Source organism: Sphingomonas sp. LHG3443-2, assembly GCF_049896405.1.
In the GTDB taxonomy this organism is placed as follows: domain Bacteria; phylum Pseudomonadota; class Alphaproteobacteria; order Sphingomonadales; family Sphingomonadaceae; genus Sphingomicrobium.
Genome location: NZ_JAFCUG010000001.1, coordinates 848,179 through 864,422 on the forward strand (window position 1 = coordinate 848,179; position 16,244 = coordinate 864,422).

General features: G+C 68.1%; 15 protein-coding genes. 8 read left to right on the forward strand and 7 right to left on the reverse strand.

The features are described from left to right. Positions 1-32: 32 nt before the first annotated feature. On the forward strand, positions 33-2,834 hold the full coding sequence (locus tag ACP69Z_RS04195) for a M16 family metallopeptidase (protein WP_426266284.1): 2,802 nt from the start codon (positions 33-35) through the stop codon (positions 2,832-2,834). 61 nt (positions 2,835-2,895) lie between these two features. Here the strand turns inward: ACP69Z_RS04195 and ACP69Z_RS04200 are convergent, their stop codons facing one another. Together ACP69Z_RS04200 and purE are read right to left on the reverse strand one after the other, a co-directional pair. Next, positions 2,896-3,951 carry a 5-(carboxyamino)imidazole ribonucleotide synthase gene (locus ACP69Z_RS04200; protein WP_426266285.1) on the reverse strand — a complete coding sequence of 352 codons (1,056 nt, stop codon included), beginning with the start codon at positions 3,949-3,951 and terminating at the stop codon, positions 2,896-2,898. Then, positions 3,948-4,421: a 5-(carboxyamino)imidazole ribonucleotide mutase gene (gene purE / locus ACP69Z_RS04205; protein ID WP_426268043.1), complete on the reverse strand. Its 474-nt coding sequence runs from the start codon at positions 4,419-4,421 to the stop codon at positions 3,948-3,950. The genes ACP69Z_RS04200 and purE overlap by 4 nt, the downstream gene beginning before the upstream one ends. Positions 4,422-4,545: 124 nt before the next feature. Here purE and ACP69Z_RS04210 point away from each other — a divergent pair, with 124 nt between their 5' ends. Beyond that, complete coding sequence (locus ACP69Z_RS04210) at positions 4,546-5,127, forward strand: GGDEF domain-containing protein (protein ID WP_426266286.1); 582 nt, start codon at positions 4,546-4,548, stop codon at positions 5,125-5,127. Here the strand turns inward: ACP69Z_RS04210 and ACP69Z_RS04215 are convergent. Both ACP69Z_RS04215 and ACP69Z_RS04220 read right to left on the reverse strand, forming a co-directional pair. Further along, the gene (locus ACP69Z_RS04215) at positions 5,124-6,329 is read right to left on the reverse strand and encodes an ABC transporter permease (RefSeq protein WP_426266287.1); all 1,206 of its coding nucleotides are present in this window, start codon (positions 6,327-6,329) and stop codon (positions 5,124-5,126) included. The genes ACP69Z_RS04210 and ACP69Z_RS04215 overlap by 4 nt on opposite strands. Then, positions 6,326-7,270: an ABC transporter ATP-binding protein gene (locus tag ACP69Z_RS04220; protein ID WP_426268044.1), complete on the reverse strand. Its 945-nt coding sequence runs from the start codon at positions 7,268-7,270 to the stop codon at positions 6,326-6,328. The genes ACP69Z_RS04215 and ACP69Z_RS04220 overlap by 4 nt, the downstream gene beginning before the upstream one ends. Positions 7,271-7,307: 37 nt before the next feature. On the opposite strand from ACP69Z_RS04220, the gene queG reads away from it, so the two are divergent. After that, positions 7,308-8,357 (forward strand): tRNA epoxyqueuosine(34) reductase QueG, encoded by a 1,050-nt coding sequence (gene queG, locus ACP69Z_RS04225; RefSeq protein ID WP_426266288.1) that lies wholly within the window; start codon positions 7,308-7,310, stop codon positions 8,355-8,357. On the opposite strand, the gene ACP69Z_RS04230 is transcribed toward queG, so the two are convergent. Then, on the reverse strand, positions 8,347-8,616 hold the full coding sequence (locus ACP69Z_RS04230) for a hypothetical protein (protein WP_426266289.1): 270 nt from the start codon (positions 8,614-8,616) through the stop codon (positions 8,347-8,349). The two genes, queG and ACP69Z_RS04230, sit on opposite strands and share 11 nt — an antisense overlap. 203 nt (positions 8,617-8,819) lie before the next feature. Between ACP69Z_RS04230 and ACP69Z_RS04235 the strand changes: the two genes are divergently transcribed. Then, positions 8,820-9,812: an adenosine kinase gene (locus ACP69Z_RS04235; RefSeq protein ID WP_426266290.1), complete on the forward strand. Its 993-nt coding sequence runs from the start codon at positions 8,820-8,822 to the stop codon at positions 9,810-9,812. Positions 9,813-9,890: 78 nt separating this feature from the next. Here ACP69Z_RS04235 and ACP69Z_RS04240 read toward each other — a convergent pair whose 3' ends face one another. Beyond that, positions 9,891-11,435, reverse strand: a complete 1,545-nt coding sequence (locus tag ACP69Z_RS04240) for an amino acid permease (protein WP_426266291.1) — start codon at positions 11,433-11,435, stop codon at positions 9,891-9,893. A gap of 127 nt (positions 11,436-11,562) precedes the next feature. Further along, entirely contained in the window at positions 11,563-11,940 is a 378-nt protein-coding gene (locus ACP69Z_RS04245) for an HIT domain-containing protein (protein ID WP_426266292.1), read from the reverse strand. A gap of 53 nt (positions 11,941-11,993) precedes the next feature. On the opposite strand from ACP69Z_RS04245, the gene ACP69Z_RS04250 reads away from it, so the two are divergent. From ACP69Z_RS04250 to ACP69Z_RS04265, 4 genes are all read left to right on the forward strand, one after another. Then, complete coding sequence (locus ACP69Z_RS04250; protein WP_426266293.1) at positions 11,994-12,479, forward strand: SspB family protein; 486 nt, start codon at positions 11,994-11,996, stop codon at positions 12,477-12,479. A gap of 99 nt (positions 12,480-12,578) precedes the next feature. Then, positions 12,579-13,970: a class II fumarate hydratase gene (gene fumC, locus ACP69Z_RS04255; protein ID WP_426266294.1), complete on the forward strand. Its 1,392-nt coding sequence runs from the start codon at positions 12,579-12,581 to the stop codon at positions 13,968-13,970. An 88-nt stretch (positions 13,971-14,058) separates the two neighbouring features. Next, the gene (locus ACP69Z_RS04260) at positions 14,059-14,775 is read left to right on the forward strand and encodes an ImuA family protein (protein WP_426266295.1); all 717 of its coding nucleotides are present in this window, start codon (positions 14,059-14,061) and stop codon (positions 14,773-14,775) included. Beyond that, entirely contained in the window at positions 14,699-16,231 is a 1,533-nt protein-coding gene (locus ACP69Z_RS04265) for a DNA polymerase Y family protein (protein ID WP_426266296.1), read from the forward strand. Before ACP69Z_RS04260 ends, ACP69Z_RS04265 begins: the two co-directional genes overlap by 77 nt. The last annotated feature ends 13 nt before the right edge of the window (positions 16,232-16,244 follow it).

Sequence of the window (16,244 nt, forward strand, 5' to 3'; positions counted from 1 at the left end):
CAAAATCAAGATTCTCTTGGAGCCTCAATCTCATGCGTCATTCCGTTCGACTTTCGTTGTTGCTTGCCGGAGCCTCGCTCGGAACGCTTGCCCTTCCGGCAGCAGCGTCGGCTCAGGGAGGGGCGGCGCCGCTGCCGAGCCTGGTCAAGGACGTGAAGATCCCCAACCAGACCTTCAAGCTCCAGAACGGCCTAACCGTGGTCGTCCACGAAGACCGCAAGGCGCCTGTGGTCGCGGTCAGCGTGTGGTATAATGTCGGCTCCAAGGATGAGCCGCAGGGCAAGACCGGTTTCGCCCACCTGTTCGAGCATCTGATGTTCAACGGGTCGGAGAACCTGCCGGACGATTACTTCAAGTACACCACGCAGATCGGCGCGACCGATCTCAACGGCACCACCAGCTTCGACCGCACCAACTATTTCCAGACGGTGCCCAAGGCCGCGCTGGAAAAGGCGCTGTTCATGGAATCGGACCGCATGGGCTATCTGCTCGGTGCGGTGACGCAGGAGAAGCTGGATAACCAGCGCGGCGTCGTCCAGAACGAAAAGCGGCAGGGCGACAATCGTCCGGGCGGCCTCGTCCAGTATGAACTGTTCAGCAACCTGTTCCCGGCCGGCCACCCCTATCACCACACCCCGATCGGCTCGATGGCCGATCTCGACGCCGCCAGCCTCGCCGACGTCCAGAAGTGGTTCATCGACAATTACGGCCCCAACAATGCGGTGCTGGTGCTGGCGGGCGACATCAACACCGCCGAAGCCCGTCCTCTGGTCCAGAAGTATTTCGGCGCGATCAAGCGTGGGCCCGTGAACACCCCGGCGATGGCGTCGGTGCCTGCCGCCACCGGCAAGACCATCGTGATGAAGGACCGCGTTCCCGCCGTCACCCTCAGCCGTACCTGGGCGATCCCGGGCATGCTCGACAAGCAGACCGCGGCGCTCGAACTTGGTGGCTCGGTGCTCGGCGGCCTCGCCAGCTCGCGCCTCGACAATACGCTGGTCCGCAATGAAAAGCTGGCGGTGTCGGTTTCGGCCAGCGCCAACCCGCAGCATCGCGTCGGGCTGTTCCAGGTCCAGGCGACCGTTCGTCCGGGCGTTGATCCGGCACAGGTCGAGAAGCGCCTCGACGAGATCATGGCTGACTTCATCGCCAAGGGCCCGACCCGCGAGGAACTGAGCCGCGCCGCGACCACCGAGGTCGCCGGCACGATCAAGGGCCTGGAGCAGGTCGGCGGGTTCGGCGGCAAGGCCGTCGCGCTGGCGCAGGGACAGCTTTATGCCAATGACCCGAACTGGTTCCGCAAGCAGCTTGATGAATATGCCCGGGTCACCCCGGCGCAGGTGCAGGCCGCATTCCGCCAGTATCTGACCGCTGCCCCGCTCAAGATCCGGCTCGAGCCGGGCGAGCGTCCGGCTCCCGTCGAGCCCAAGGGCCCGACCGCGCAGAAGGGCGTTGGCACGCCGCCGCCGCCGACCAAGCGCGACGTGCCGCCGGTCGGCAACTTCGCCGCGCTCGACTTCCCGACCATTCAGCGGGCCACCCTGTCGAACGGCATGCGGGTCAATTACGCGCAGCGCACCGCCGTGCCGGTGACCACCATGGCGCTGACCTTCGACGCCGGCCTTGCGGCCGACGCCGCCAACCAGCGCGGTCTCCAGGGCCTGACCCTCGGCCTGATCGAGGAAGGTGCGGGCAACCTCACCAGCCAGCAGATCGCCGAGCGGCAGGAAGAACTGGGCGCCAGCATCAGCACCAGCTCGTCGCTCGATCGCAGCACGGTGACCCTGTCGGCCCTGTCCGCCAATCTTGCTCCGAGCCTGGATCTCCTCGAGACGGTGGTCGAACAGCCGACCTTCGCCCCGGCGGAGCTGGAGCGGGTGCGGGCGCAGGCGCTGACCGGCATCGCCGCCCAGCAGCGTGATCCGAACGGCATCGCCGCGCGGATCATCCCGAGCCTCGTCTGGGGTGCCAACCATCCCTATGCGATCGTCGGCAACGGGTCGGCCGATGCGGTGAAGGCGTTCACCCGCAACGACATCGTTGGCTTCCAGCAGAAGTGGCTGCGTCCGGACAATGCGGAGATCTTCGTGGTCTCCAACCTGCCGCTGTCGCAGCTGACCCCGCAGCTCGAACGTCGCTTCGGCACCTGGACCGCGCCGGCCGGCGTCGCCAAGGGCACCAAGCAGTTCGCGGCCGCCCCGGCGCGTCCGACCACGCCGACCATCTACCTCGTCAACGTGCCGAGCGCACCGCAGTCGGTGATCGTCGCCGGCCAGGTCACCGGCGTCGATCCGCGCGGCGACATCATCGCCACGCAGGCCGGCAACGAGGTGCTGGGCGGTAACTTCCTGTCGCGCATCAACACCGACCTTCGCGAAACCAAGGGCTGGAGCTACGGCGTCCGCAGCAGCTTCGACGTTGCGCAGGGCGGGGTCGGCTATGCGATCACCGCGCCCGTCCAAGCCGACCGCACCGGCGATTCCATCGCCGCGCTGAACAGCCAGGTCACCGACCTCCTCGGCGGCAAGGGCGTCACCACCGACGAACTGGAGCGTCTCGTCAGCAACAACGTCAACACGCTGCCGGGCCGGTTCGAGACCTCGCAGGCGGTGCTGGCGGCGATGATGTCGAACAGCCTGCTCGGCCGTCCTGACGACTATCAGGAGCAGCTCGCAGCCCGTTATCGCGCGCTCAACCAGGGCGGCATCGACACCGCGCTGCGCGGCGCGATCGATCCCAAGGGCTTCACCTGGCTGGTCGTGGGCGATGCTGCCAAGGTCAAGCCGCAGCTCGACAAGCTCGGCTACCCGGTGCAGGTGATCGAAGCGAAGTAAGGCGTCAGCCTGAACCAAGAAGGCCCGGGGCAGCGATGCTCCGGGCCTTTTTTGTTGGGCCTCAGCCGAGCCGGGTGACGTGGCCCATCTTGCGGCCGGGCCGCGCCGCGCCCTTGCCATAAAGGTGAAGCGCGGCGTCTAAGTCGGCGGCGAGCTCGGGCCAGCGATCGATCTCGTCGCCGATGAGATTGTCCATCGTCACCCGCGTGGCACGCAGCGCGGTACTGCCGAGCGGCAGGCCCGTGATGGCGCGGATATGCTGCGCAAACTGCGAGGTGGCTGCGCCCTCGATCGTCCAATGGCCGCTATTGTGCACCCGCGGCGCGATTTCGTTGACCAGCGGCCCATCGGCGCAGGCGAAGAACTCCACCGTCAGCACCCCGATATGGCAAAGCCGCTCGGCGATGGCGCCCGCCTGCCGCCGCGCTTCGGCGACTTGAGCCTCGATCAGCGCGCCGGCCGGAAGCTCCGATCGGCGGAGGATGCCGTCCTCGTGGATGTTGCGCGTTGACTCGAAGAAGGCGAGGGCACCGTCCTCGCCCCGAGCCAGCACGACCGAGAACTCGGCCTCGAAATCGATCGCCTTTTCCGCAACCAGCGGGCGCCCGCCAAGCTCTTGCCAGACGCGCTCCACGTCATCTGCCGAACGAAGCCAGGCCTGGCCCTTGCCGTCATAGCCGTCGCGCCGGGTCTTCAGCACCAGCGGGAGCCCAAGCGCCTCCACCGCTGCGGCGATGTCGGCCGGGCCATCCACCTTGCGCCAGGACGCGGGCCGGCCGCCTGCTTCCTCGACAAAGCTTTTCTCAGCGCAGCGGTCCTGCGCGATGGCAAGGCTGGCAGTGCCGGGCCGCAGCTTGTCAGCGATGTTGGCTAGCGGTCCGACGGGAAGGTTCTCGAACTCGTAGGTGACGACGTCGCAAGCGGACGCGAAGCGCTCCAGCGCCACCACATCGTCGAACGCGGCGCGGGTAAAGCTTGCCGCCACATCCGCTGCACACGGGCTCGCGTGCGGATCGAACACATGGACCTTGAAGCCGAGCGGCGCCGCGGCCAGCGCCAGCATCCGGCCGAGCTGACCGCCGCCGATGATCCCGATCGTGGCGCCCGGCGCGATCACTCCGGGCGCTCGCCAACCGATTCGGTTTGCGCCGCCCGCCATGCGTCCAATCGTCCGGCCAGCGCCTCGTCGGACAAGGCCAGGATCGACGCGGCGAGCAGGCCGGCGTTGATTGCCCCCGCCTTGCCGATCGCCAGCGTGCCCACCGGCACTCCGCCCGGCATCTGCGCAATGGAGAGCAGGCTATCGAGCCCCGACAACGCCTTGCTCTCGACCGGCACGCCAAGCACCGGCAGCGGCGTCATCGACGCAGCCATGCCCGGCAGATGCGCCGCGCCGCCCGCGCCAGCGATGATCAGCTTCAATCCGCGCGCCTTGGCTCCTGTCGCATAATCGTACAGTCGCTGGGGAGTACGGTGCGCCGAGACCACTTTTGCTTCATGAGAAATGCCAAGCTCCTCAAGGATCGATGCGGCGTGACGCATCGTTTCCCAATCGGACTGGCTGCCCATGATGATCCCGACATCCATCCGTTCATCGCTCCCCGTGTCACCGGCCTTTCTCCTAGGAGCGCAGGCGCTTTCTGTCACCCGCTCCCAAAGTGCCTTGATCTGCGTTATGACTGGCTTTGCCGCCTTTGGGGGTTTGTAAGGCATGAACGACGGCAACGAGGTCCTGAGCCAGGATCCCACCGCATTGTGGGGCGAGATTGCGCGCCTTCGTGCCACGGTTGCGCGGCTCGAGCGGCAGGTCGGTGAACTTGATCGGCTGGCCCACCACGATCCGCTCGTCCCCCTGCCGAATCGCCGCGGATTCGAACGGCAGCTCGCCGGACTGATCGCCCGGCTGGAGCGCTACGGCGACGCGAGCGCCTTGCTGTTCATCGACGTCGACGGGTTAAAGATCGTCAACGACAGTTTCGGCCATGATGCGGGCGACGCCGCGCTGATCCATGTCGCCGAACTGCTGATCGGCGGCGTCCGGCAAAGCGACACGGTGGCGCGGTTCGGCGGCGACGAATTTGCGATCCTGCTGGAACGGGTCGACCTCGACCAGGCGACCGAAACCGCGGCGCGGCTGACCGACCGGATCGCCGGCACCAGCTTCAGCTATGACGGCACGGCGATTCCCCTGTCGGCGGCGATCGGCATTGCCGAGATTCGCGCCGGGGACACGCCTGAAGCCGTGCTCGCCCGCGCCGACCGCGCAATGTACGAGCAGAAGGCTGCCGCTTAGGCGGCTGCGGCCACCTTTCGCTTCCACCAGCGCCCGCGCGGACCTCCACTGTTGAGCACCGAGCGGCGGAACCAGGCGGCCGCGAGCTTCAGGATCAACGCCACCCACAGCCCCTGCCACAGCAATGCCGCAAGGTGCGGCAGCACCGCGTCGGCAAGCGCCGCCCGTGAGATCATCGCAAAGGGCGAGGACAACGGGAAGGCGGCCGCGGCGACGCCCAGCGAACCATGGGGATCGCTGATGGCGAAATTGGCGAGCAACAGCAGCCCGACCTGCGCCATGGTGATCGGCATCGACAGGATCTGCACCTCGCGCGCGGTACTCGCCTGCGCGCCGATGCCGAGGAACGCGGCGCCGATCAGCAGATAGCTCATCGCATAATAAAGCGCGCCAAGCGCAAGGAAGACGGGCCAGCCGACCGCCGGAACCGGAAGCACCGAGAACAGGCTGGGCGCAAACAGCACCAGAAAGCCCATCGCGACGCTCAACCATACCGCGATGCCGGTCAGGCTCATCGCCAGCATGGCGAACAGCTTGCCGATGAAGATGCTCTCCACCGGCACCGCGGCAGCCAGCACCTCGATCACCTTGTTCGATTTCTCTTCGATAAGCTGGCTCAGCAACATGCCGGACAGCAGCAGGGTCAGCAGGAACAGCAAGGCCTGCCCGGCGCGGGCGGTGACCTCGCGGGCGTTGCGGGTGGCGCCGGCGGTCTGCCGTACTTCCTCGACCTGGATCTGGGCGATCGGTGCCGAGCCGCTCCGCGCGCGGTCGAGCAGGAGCCGCATCTGGCCCACCAGCGGATCGCCGCTCCCGATCTTGCCGCTCAGACTGGGCTGTCCGAACGGGTCGGAGAGTACCGCCGTGACCGGCTTGTCCGATGCACGCAGCAGGTCCGCGGGCGCGGCGCCGGGCAGCGCTGGGCGTAAGTCCGGAAGCTGCGGCGATCCCGGAAGCGCGTTCAGGTCGGAGGCGGCGGCGGACAGCCGGGCGTAATCGGCCGGGGCGGCAATCACCGCCACGCGCGTCCGCTCCGAATCGCTCGCGACCTTGGCGCCGATGCCGCCGAACAGCACGCCGAGAAGGATCGGGAACAAGGGCCCGAGCAGGAAGAACAGGAAGGACCGGCTAAGCACCGTCGCGGTGTAGTCGCGCCGTGCAATCACGAAGGCTGCCTGCAGCTTGTTGAGGCGGCGGGTCATGCCGGCACTCCCTTGCCCATTTCCGCAGCGGCCGAAGCGCCGGCAATGGCGACAAAGGCGTCGTGAAGGCCAGGCCGCTCGATTGACAATGTCTCAATCCCCGCACCGCCGTCGATCAGGGCGCGAAGCAGGGGCTCCGGGCCGCCGTCAGGAAGCTCGAAGCGCCATTCGCGCCCGACCTGCCGGGCGCCCGCGGGCAAGGCGGCGCGCCACGCGCCACCTTCGGCGCGGGTTTGCAGTCGGACCACGGGACGCAGCCGGTCACGCGCGTCATCCACCGCCCCGGCAAAAGCGACCTTGCCGCCCGCGATGATCGCGATCCGCTCGCACAGGCGCTCGGCATGAGCGATGACGTGGGTCGAGAAGATCACGGTTGCGCCGCCCGCCGCTTCGGCCCGGATCAGCGCTTCCAGCTTCTCCTGGTTGATCGCGTCCAGCCCGGAGAAAGGCTCGTCGAGCACGATCAGCCGGGGCTTGTGAACAAGGGTGCCGAGCAGCTGAACCGTCTGCGCCATGCCCTTGGACAGGGTGCGGATCGGCTTTTTCTCCCATTCCGACAGCCCGCGCTCGGCGAGCAGGGTGGTGGCACGGCGCCGCCCTTCGGCCAGCGGCAGGCCGCGCAGCGCACCCATGAAGGCGATCGCCTCGCGCGCATTCATGGCGGGATAGAGCCCGCGCTCCTCGGGAAGGTAGCCGACCTCGTTCGACGCGTTCAGCGGCTCCGACTGGCCGAGCAAGGAACGAGTGCCGCTGTCGGGGTCGATGATGCCGAGCAGCATGCGCAAGGTGGTGGTCTTGCCCGCGCCATTGGGACCAAGCAGGCCGAAGATGCTGCCGGCCGGCACCGTCAGGCTGACCCCGTCGACCGCGCGCTTGGTTCCGAATGTCTTCACCAGCGCGCGGGCTTCCACTGCCGCCTCGCCGCCGATCTTCTGTTGCAGCACTCGTCTGGTCTCCGGCTCTTGGCGCCTGTAGTGGGTGCAAGTGCTTGGAGCGGCAAGCCTTAAGGAACAGATACGAGGCGAAGCGGAGCGGCTCGGCTTCGTCGCCTGCGGCTTCGCGCGCGCCGATGCGGTGCCGGAAGCGGGCGAGCGCTTACGTGAATGGCTGGCCGAGGGGCGCCACGGGGCGATGGGCTGGATGGAAGAACGCGCCGGCCAGCGCGCCCATCCGCAAGGGCTGTGGCCCGAGGCCAAGAGCGTGATCGCACTGGCAATGAGCTATGCGCCGGGCAGCGACCCGCGGGCGCTCGAAAACGCGCCCGATCGCGGCCGGATCAGCGTCTATGCGCAAGGGTCCGACTATCACAAGACGGTGAAGAAGGCGCTGAAAGCGCTCGCCCGCTTCATCGTCGACACGGTCCCGAGCGAGCTCAAGGTGTTCGTCGACACCGCGCCCGTCATGGAGAAGCCGTTATCCGCGGCGGCGGGGATCGGCTGGCAGGGCAAGCACACCAACCTCCTGTCGCGCAGCCACGGCAACTGGCTGTTCCTCGGCATCGTCTTCACCGAGCTGGAGCTGGAACCCGATCCTCCAGGCCGCGATCACTGCGGCAGTTGCAGCGCCTGCATGGTCGCCTGCCCGACCGGCGCCATCGACGGCCCGCGGCGGCTGGATGCGCGCAAGTGCATCTCCTACCTGACCATCGAGCATAGCGGGCCGATCCCGCTCGAGTTTCGGGACGCGATGGGCAACCGCATCTACGGTTGCGACGACTGCCTCGCCGCCTGTCCGTGGAACCGCTTCGCAAGCCAAGCACACGCCCACCGCGCCTTCCTGCCGCGCGCCGAACTGGCAGCGCCGGCCTTGGCCGACCTTTTGAGGCTCGATGACACCAGCTTCCGCGAACTGTTTTCCGGCAGCCCGATCAAGCGGATCGGCGTGAAGCGCTTTCTCCGCAACTGCCTGATCGCGGCCGGCAATAGCGGCGACCTTGCGCTGGCCGGTCAGGTCGAAGCGCTACGTGGTGACGAAGACCCGGTCGTCGCCGAAGCCGCGGAGTGGGCGGCCGCGCGCCTCAGCGCGTAGCAAGGCTCGCGACGCAGCCCTCGATCGGCACGGTCTCGCCGCTGCCGGGCCGCCGCGCATCGGCGTGGAGCACGGTCGCCGCACCCGATCCGCTAACTGGCGGGTAGAGGTAGGTGTCGAGCACGCAGCTCGCGTTCTGCCATTGCAGCTTGAGCCCGCTCCCCTCGCGCACCCGGAACGGGGCCGGGCCGAAGCGCGCCAGCAGCTCCGCCTCGGTCAGCCCGCTGAGGTTGGTCCGCACCGTGGGCGGCGAAGGCACGCCAGGGGTGGGAACAGGGGCTGGCGTGGGAGCAGTGGAGCAGGCGGCCACCAAGAGGGCGGCAAGCGGAAATAGACGACGCATGGGGGCGGCTTTGTCATCCTCGAGTGGGGGAGGCAACCGTGGGCCCGGCCGCCCTGACCTTCCCTGAACGGGCGGATGCGGGTAGGGCGCGCGCCACTTTCCCTCATTCAGGACGCCCCATGACCGCTCCCCGCTATGACGTGCTCGCGATCGGCAATGCCATCGTCGACGTGATCTCCGACGCCGACGATGCTTTCCTCGAGGCGCAGGGTCTCGACAAGGCCAGCATGCGGCTGATCGACGAAGCGGAGGCAGAGCGGCTCTACGGCCTGATGGGCCCGGGCCGCGAAGCGAGCGGCGGGTCGGCCGGCAACACCGCCGCGGGCCTCGCAGCGCTGGGCATCAAGACCGCCTTCATCGGCCAGGTCGCCGACGACCAGCTGGGCGGCATCTTCGCCCATGACATCCGCAGCCTCGGCGTCGCGTTCGACACGCCCGCGCGCGGAGACGTTGGCGCCACCGCGCGCTGCCTGATCCTGGTCACCTCTGACGCGCAGCGGACCATGAACACCTTCCTTGGCGCGGCGCAGATGCTGTCGCCGGACGCGATCGACCTCGATGCCGTGCGCGATGCGGGCATCCTCTACCTCGAAGGCTATCTGTGGGACCCCGAAGTGCCGCGTGCCGCGATGGAAGCCGCGATCGCCGCCGCGCGCGAGGCCGGCCGCAAGGTCGCCTTTACGCTCAGCGACACCTTCTGCGTCGACCGCCACCGCGACGGCTTCCACCGCCTGCTCGACGAGAGAAAGGTCGACATCCTGTTCGCCAACGAGGCCGAACTGGCGGCGATGACGGGCGAAAGCGACTTCGAAGCGGGTCTCGCCGCATTGTCGGCGAAGGTCCCGGTGCTGGCCGTTACCCGTAGCGAGCAAGGCGCGGTCGCGGTGTCGCGTACCGAACGCGCCTCGGTCCCGGCCGAACCGATCGAGCGTCTGGTCGACACCACCGGCGCGGGCGACCTGTTCGCCGCGGGCTTCCTCGCCGGCCAAGCCCGCGGCCTCGGTCTCGAAGCCTCGCTCCGCCTCGGCGCCATCGCCGCGGCCGAAGTGATCCAGCATTATGGCGCCCGCCCGGAAGCGGACCTCAAGGCGCTGGCGGGCGACCTCCTCTAAGCCGCCACTCACAAGCGCAAAAACAAAGGGCCGGTGCATCGCTGCACCGGCCCTTCTTGTTTGTGGGCTGCCCCCCGATCAGTCGCGGGTAACGGTGCCGCCTTCCGGATTGTCTTCCGGATAGTAAGGCATCTCGCCATCGGCGGTGACCGTATGGCCCCTGCCCAGCTCCGAATGGCTCATGCCATAGACGAAGTAGAGCAGGGTCATGACCACCATATAGATGCCGAAGTACATCAGGATGTGCAGCGGCACGGTGGTGATCAGGTACAGGCACGACAGGATGCCGAGCACCGGCAGCACCGGATAGAGCGGCACCTTGAACCCGCGCGGCAGCTCGGGCGCCGAGCGGCGGAGGTAGATCACCGACAGGCAAACGATGGCAAACGCCGCCAGCGTGCCGACCGAGGTCGCATCGCCCAGCACGTTGATGTCGAAGAAGCCGGCCGCGATGGCCGTGATGATGCCGACCAGGATGGTGTTGATGTGCGGCGTCTTGAACCGCGGATGCACTGTCGCGAACACCTTCGGCAGCAGGCCGTCGCGGGCCATGGTGTAGAAGATGCGGGTCTGGGCATACATCAGCACCAGCACGACCGAGGTCAGGCCGATGATCGCGCCGATCTTGATGATCTTGGCGAGCCAGCTCCAGGTCGGGCCGAAATTGTCGACCACGACGGCAACGGGATCCGGCACGTTGAGCTGGGCATAAGGCACCAGCAGGGTCATGATCGCAGCGACGAGCATATAGATGACGGTGCAGACGATCAGGCTGCCGATGATGCCGAACGGCATGTCGCGCTTCGGATCCTTGGCTTCCTGCCCCGCGGTCGAGACCGCTTCGAAGCCGATATAAGCGAAGAAGACGATGGACGCCGCGCGCATGATGCCGTCGACGCCGAACTGCCCGTCCCCGGTGTTTTCCGGAATGAACGGGGTCCAGTTGGTCGCCACCAGCTGCGGCAGATTGGATAGGACGATCAGGCCGCCGACGACGATAAAGGCGACCAGCACGCTGACCTTGATCGCGACGATGGCGTTGTTGACCTTGGCCGATTCCGACACGCCGACCACCAGCAGGACCGACAGCGCGATGCAGATCAGGAAAGCCGGCAGGTTGAACAAAGTGGTGACCTCGGCGCCGTTGACCAGCACCGGCACGCCTTCACGCATCAGCGTGTAGCCGGCGGGACCGGTAAGTTGCGGCGGGATCACGATCCCGAAGTCGGCCAAGAGACTGACCACATAGCCGCCCCAGCCGACCGCCACGACCGACGCCGCAAGCCCATATTCGAGCAGCAGCAGCGCGCCCATGATCCAGGCGACGAATTCGCCGAGCGTAGTGTAGCCGTAGGTGTAGGCCGAGCCGGACACCGGCAAGGTCGAGGACAGCTCGGCGTAGCAGAGGCCGGCGAACGCGCAGACGATGCCCGCGACCACGAAGCTCAGCAGCACCGCCGGGCCCGCGTGAAGCGCGGCGGCGCTGCCGGTACGGACGAAGATGCCCGCGCCGATGATGCAGCCGACGCCCAGCAACAGCAGGTTCCACTTGCCCAGCGTCCGCTTGAGCTCGCTCGACGCGGACTCCTGCTGGACCTGGGCGATCGACTTGCGGGCGAACATTCGCCCGATCACTGATTTGTTTGGCGCGGCACTAGCCATCAAGGCTCCCCCGAGAACTGGATAGAAATCGGCCGGGAGCCTAGCGGCTAGTTCCGCCTGTGCAATCCCTCTGTCACACAGAGACTCCTCAGCGCGCCAGCATCGGTCCCAAGGGCTGGCCGCCGAACAGGTGCACGTGAAGGTGCGGCACTTCCTGCCCGGCCCGCTTGCCGGTGTTGGCGAGCAGCCGATAGCCCCCCGGCTCCGCCCCCACCATCCGCGCCGTCTCGCCGATCGCGCGAACAAAGCCGGCGATCTCCGCTTCCGACGCATTGGCCGAAAAATCGTCCCAGCTGACGTAAGCGCCCTTGGGGATCACCAGCACGTGGACCGCAGCGGCCGGGTTGATGTCGTGGAAGGCCAGCGCATGCTCCGTCTCCAGTACCGTCTTGGCCGGCAGTTCGCCGCGCAGGATGCGGGCGAAGATGTTGCTCTCGTCATAGGCTTGCTTGTGATCGATCGGCATGGCGACACGTTTCCCGGTTGACCCTGTTGGGCACCTCGCTACCAGTTCGGGCCATGGCCGACGAGAGTCCAGAAAGCCTGATTCCCTATGACGAGATCGTGCAGGAAGCGCTGCGCGATGTGGTCGGGAGAGTGCTGTCCTCGGTCGAAAAGGGTGGTTCGCTGCCCGGCGGCCACCATTTCTACATCACCTTCCGGACCCGCATGGCCGGGGTCGAAATACCCAAGCACCTCGCCCAGCGCTTCCCGGACGAGATGACCATCGTTATCCAGCACCGCTATTGGGATCTCCACGTCGCCCCCGACTTCTTCACGGTGGGGCTGAGCTTCGGCGGCGTTCCCGCGACGCTTCGCGTGCCCTTCGCGGCGGTGACCGATTTCGTCGATCCGGCGGTGGACTTCAGCCTCAAGTTCCAGGCCAACGGCGCCGAGAACGATGGCCACGAAGAGCATGACGAGCCAGAGAATGACGCCCCCACCGTCGTTCCGGTGGAAGACGGCTCCAACGTCGTCTCGGTCGACTTTACCCGCAAGAAGTAAGGCCGGAAGCCGCCAGGCTTGATCCGGCCCCCGCCATCCTCTTTAGCGCACTCCGACAGTTAACAGGCAGCCTGGTCGACCGGGCGCGACGGAGAACGCATGACCAACACCCGCACCGAAACCGACAGCTTCGGCCCGATCGAGGTCCCGGCCGACTGCTATTGGGGCGCGCAGACCCAGCGCAGCCTCGGCAACTTCCCATTCGGAGAGCGGGAGCGGATGCCGATCCGGCTGGTCCACGCCCAAGCGATCGTGAAGCAGGCGGCGGCGCGGGTGAACCGCAAGCACGGTCTCGACGGCAAGCTCGCCGACGCAATGGAAAGCGCCGCCTCGGCGATCATCGCGGGCCGGCACGACGACCAGTTCCCGCTCACTATCTGGCAGACCGGCAGCGGCACCCAGACCAACATGAACGTCAACGAGGTGATCGCCGGCATCGCCAACGAGGCGCTTGGGTCAGGCAAGGGCGGCAAGAGCCCGGTCCACCCCAACGACCACGTCAACAAGAGCCAAAGCTCGAACGACAGCTTCCCCACCGCGCTGCACGTCGCGGCGGTGCTGGCGGCCGAGCAGCAGCTTTATCCTGCGCTCGAGCGCCTGACCGCCGCGCTCGACGCCAAGGCGACGGAGTGGGACGGCATCGTCAAGATCGGCCGCACCCACACCCAGGACGCCACCCCGCTGACGCTGGGACAGGAATTCTCAGGGTACGCCGCCCAGCTCAAGAGCTGCCGTGCCCGGATCGAAGGCGCGCTCGAAGGGAACCTGCGCAAGCTCGCGATCGGCGGCACTGCGGTCGGCACCGGCCTCAACGCCCCCGACGGCTGGTCCGACGACATGTGCGCGGCCATCAGCGACATCGCCGGCAGCCGGTTCGAGCCCGCTCCGAACAAGTTCGCCGAGATGGCCGCGCGCGACGGCCTGGTCTTCTTCCACGGCGCGCTGGCGACGCTGGCTGTGGCGCTGACCAAGATCGGCAACGACATCCGCTTCCTCGGCTCCGGCCCGCGCTCGGGCCTCGGCGAACTCAGCCTGCCCGAGAACGAGCCGGGCAGCTCGATCATGCCGGGCAAGGTCAACCCGACCCAGGTCGAAAGCCTGACGATGGTCTGCGCCCAGGTGATCGGCAACGGCCAGGCGGTGACCGTCGGCGGGATGCAGGGCCATTTCGAATTGAATGTGTTCATGCCGCTGATCGGCAGCAACGTCCTGCGCTCGGTCGAACTGCTGTCGATCGCGATGGTCAGCTTCGCCGAACGCTGCGTCGAAGGGATGACCGCCAACGAGGATCACATCGCCGAGCTGGTCGGCCGGTCGTTGATGCTCGTCACCGCCCTCGCGCCTGAGATCGGCTACGACAATGCCGCGACCATTGCCAAGCATGCGCACAAGAACCGCCAGACGCTGAAGGAAGCCGGGATGGAGCTCGGCCTTGTCGACGCCGAGACCTTCGACCGCGTGGTTCGGCCGGAAGCGATGATTGGGCGCTAAGACTTAGCTCGCAACGCTCAGGGCGGCTCGTCGAGTCGCCCGATTGACTCTGTTCGCGGACTCGCGCGAATAAGAACAAAAGTAGAACATGAGCGTTGCGAGTCGTGTGGAACGAGGTCTTCATCTCGTCGCCGGCGGGGGTTCCCGCGCGGCTAGCGAAGGGCGTGCGGAAGCGCGTGCTCCGGCCTCGGCCATGCCCCAGCCGGCGGGCGCGACCCTGTCCGAACTCTTTCCCGCCTCGCCCCGCGATGCCGGCTGGACCGGCTTCGTCCTCCGCCACCTCGCCGCGCCAAAGCCCGTGCTGTGGGTGCAGGAGCGGATGGCGATCCTTGAGGGCGGGCGGGTCCATGCCGGGGGGCTGGGGCCCCTCGGCGCCCAGCTCATCCATGTCGAAGCCCGCGACGCCAAGGCCGCCTTGTGGGCGATGGAGGAGGGGCTCCGATGCGCTGGCCTAGGCGGGGTGATCGGCGAGTTGTGGGGCGATCCGCAAGCGCTCGACTTCACCGCGACCCGGCGGCTGGCAGTCGCGGCCGAGCGGTTCGGGGTCGCCTGCTGGCTGATCCGGTTGGCTGGCGCGGCCAATCTCAGCGGCGCGCGCGAACGCTGGCGGCTGGCGAGCGCGCCCAGTGCGCCGCATCCCTTCGACCACAAGGCCCCCGGCGCGCCCCGCTGGACCGCCGACCTGTTCCGCTCGCGCCGCCGGCATCCTGGCAGCTGGGTGGTCGGAGATGAGCCGGCGGATCTGCTCCCTGTGGCTGCCGAACCTCCCGATCGAGCGGTGGGCGGCTGGCAACGCCGCGCCTGACGAAGCGCTGGCCCGGCCGCTGGTCCTCACCGTCGAGGGCCGCCACGGCCAACTGGTCCACGCCGTCACCCCTGCCGCGGCGGAACGCGGCGCTTGGCCCGGCGCCCGCCTTGCCGACGCCCGCGCGCTCGACCCAGCACTGGAAGCCGAACCCGCCGATCTCGCCGGCGAAGCCGCCTGGCTCCGCGCTGCCGCGCGCTGGGCCAGCCGCTGGTCGCCCCTGGTCGAAGTCGACGGCGCCGATGCGCTCCGGCTCGACGTCACCGGGGTCGCCCACCTGTTCGGCGGTGAAGCGGCCTTGCTCGCCGACATGGGCTCGCGCTTTGCCGCCATGGGGGTCAGCACCGCCGCCGCCATCGCCCCCACCGCCGGCGCCGCCTGGGCGCTTGCCCGCTACGGCCGCGGCGCCCGCCTGGCCGAGCCCGACGTGCTCCCCCGCATCCTCGCGCCCCTGCCGGTCGCCGCCTTGCGGCTCTCGCCGATGGCGACGCACATGCTGGTCCGCCTCGGCCTCAAGCAGATCGGCGACCTCGCCGGGGTGCCGCGCAAATCGCTCGCCCGGCGCTTCCCCAAGGACGAGCACCCGCTCGACGCCCTCGACCGCGCACTCGGCCGCAAGCCTGAACCGCTGACCCCGCTCCCCGACGACCCTCCGCCCCGCGCGCTGCTGCCCTTGAAGGAACCGGTGGTGCACGAGCAATCCTCCGCCGAAGCGCTGGCGGAGCTCGTTCCCCGCCTCGCCGCGGAACTCGAGCATCGCCAGCTCGGCGCCCGCCACCTTGCGCTCACCGCCTTCCGCGTCGACGGCAGCCTTGGCGAGGTGGAGGTCGCGACCTCGATTCCTTCCCGCGAACCGGCGCATCTCCACCGCCTGCTGTCGGGTATTCTCGAGCGGCAGGGGATCGACCCCGGGTTCGGCATCGACGCCTTCGCGCTGGAGGTGCGCTGGTGGGAGCGGCTCCATTCCGCGCAGGACGCACTTCTCGGCGACGCGTCGGGCGAACTCGCGGTCGCGGCGCTGATCGACCGGCTGAGCGTCCGCCTGGGCCCCGCCAAGGTGCGCCGCCCGGCCCCGCGCGAGAGCCACCTTCCCGAACGCGCCGCTGGCTGGGTCGAAGGCATTGCCGCGCCGCCCGCTCCCGCCGACCCTGGGCCCCACACCGACGACCCCACCCGCCTGCTCGACACGCCCGAAGAGATCACCGTCGTCTACGCGACCCCCGAAGGCCTGCCGCGTCGCTTCATGTGGCGCCGCAAGGTCCACGACATCGCCCGCGCGCAGGGCCCGCGCCGCGTCTCGCCCGAATGGTGGCGCGAACGCTCCACCGCCCGCCTGCGCGATTATTACAAGGTCGAGGACATAGGCGGGCAGCGCTTCTGGATCTTCCGCGAAGGGGTGGTCGGCGACGGCCGCGGCGGCGCCCCCCTCTGGTTCGTCCACGGCCTGTTCGCATGATGGGCACCCGCCG

Bases quoted from the DNA above. Each gene is read 5' to 3' on its own strand.
- ACP69Z_RS04195 (WP_426266284.1), top strand. From the start codon at position 33: ATGCGTCATTCCGTTCGACTTTCGTTGTTGCTTGCCGGAGCCTCGCTC.
- ACP69Z_RS04210 (WP_426266286.1), top strand. From the start codon at position 4,546: ATGAACGACGGCAACGAGGTCCTGAGCCAGGATCCCACCGCATTGTGG.
- purE (WP_426268043.1), bottom strand. From the start codon at position 4,421: ATGGATGTCGGGATCATCATGGGCAGCCAGTCCGATTGGGAAACGATG.
- fumC (WP_426266294.1), top strand. From the start codon at position 12,579: ATGACCAACACCCGCACCGAAACCGACAGCTTCGGCCCGATCGAGGTC.
- ACP69Z_RS04250 (WP_426266293.1), top strand. From the start codon at position 11,994: ATGGCCGACGAGAGTCCAGAAAGCCTGATTCCCTATGACGAGATCGTG.
- ACP69Z_RS04240 (WP_426266291.1), bottom strand. From the start codon at position 11,435: ATGTTCGCCCGCAAGTCGATCGCCCAGGTCCAGCAGGAGTCCGCGTCG.
- ACP69Z_RS04265 (WP_426266296.1), top strand. From the start codon at position 14,699: ATGAGCCGGCGGATCTGCTCCCTGTGGCTGCCGAACCTCCCGATCGAG.
- ACP69Z_RS04260 (WP_426266295.1), top strand. From the start codon at position 14,059: ATGAGCGTTGCGAGTCGTGTGGAACGAGGTCTTCATCTCGTCGCCGGC.
- ACP69Z_RS04245 (WP_426266292.1), bottom strand. From the start codon at position 11,940: ATGCCGATCGATCACAAGCAAGCCTATGACGAGAGCAACATCTTCGCC.
- ACP69Z_RS04235 (WP_426266290.1), top strand. From the start codon at position 8,820: ATGACCGCTCCCCGCTATGACGTGCTCGCGATCGGCAATGCCATCGTC.
- ACP69Z_RS04215 (WP_426266287.1), bottom strand. From the start codon at position 6,329: ATGACCCGCCGCCTCAACAAGCTGCAGGCAGCCTTCGTGATTGCACGG.